This window comes from Streptomyces sp. AcH 505 (assembly GCF_000818175.1).
Taxonomy (GTDB): Bacteria; Actinomycetota; Actinomycetes; order Streptomycetales; family Streptomycetaceae; genus Streptomyces.
Genome location: NZ_JTIY01000001.1, coordinates 3,030,215 through 3,030,894, shown reverse-complemented (window position 1 = coordinate 3,030,894; position 680 = coordinate 3,030,215). Strand labels below are relative to the sequence as shown.

Genomic DNA, 680 nt, shown 5'->3' with positions numbered 1-680 from the left:
GGGGGCCGGGGTGGGGTCGTCCACGACGATGCCGAAGTCCTGTGCCAGGCCTGCGAGTCCGGTGTCCCAGCCCTGCCCGACAGCACGGACCTTCCACGCCCCGGCGCGACGGTACAGCTCGACCAGGACGGCAACGGTCTCCCGGTGGGCGAGCGGCGGCGGTACGAACGCCATCCGCGTACCGCCGCAGTCGATCACGGCGGTCGGGGTACTGCGGGAGTCGAAGTACGGGACGGTCAGCTCCGGATCGATGCTCGCCACGACGGCGATCCGGTCGACGTGGGCCGGCAGCGCCGCGAGATCGACGGCGATGGTCTGGCCGCGGAGGGCGACGCCGTCCTGCGAGCGGTGGTTGTAGAACACGAGGTCGTCGTCGGACCGTACCTTGCCGTCCGGGGCCAGCAGCACGGCCGAGACATCGATCCCCGTCGTGGGGGCCTGGAGGGTGACTTCGCAGGTCAGCGCCGACAGGGGCGCGTTGCCACCCTTGGCAAGGTTCGTGATCATTCATGCCTCCCGTGATGTCCCCACATGATGGGGGGTCAGGTCGGCGGATGCCCGGCAAATAGGGATACCGGTACGAACAGGCGGACGCCGCGAACCAGGAGGCCAGGCGGCCGCAGGGCCGCCCCTGGGCTTTGAGTGTCGCGGTTGCGGTCCGGGCATCAAGGGCGCTCCTG

At 70.3% G+C, this 680-nt stretch carries 1 protein-coding gene; it reads right to left on the bottom strand.

All coding sequences use genetic code 11. The features are described 5' to 3' along the window. On the bottom strand, positions 1-507 hold a 507-nt coding region (locus tag HY68_RS13875), incomplete at its 3' end, for a TerD family protein (RefSeq protein WP_198533267.1). Positions 508-680: the final 173 nt, after the last annotated feature.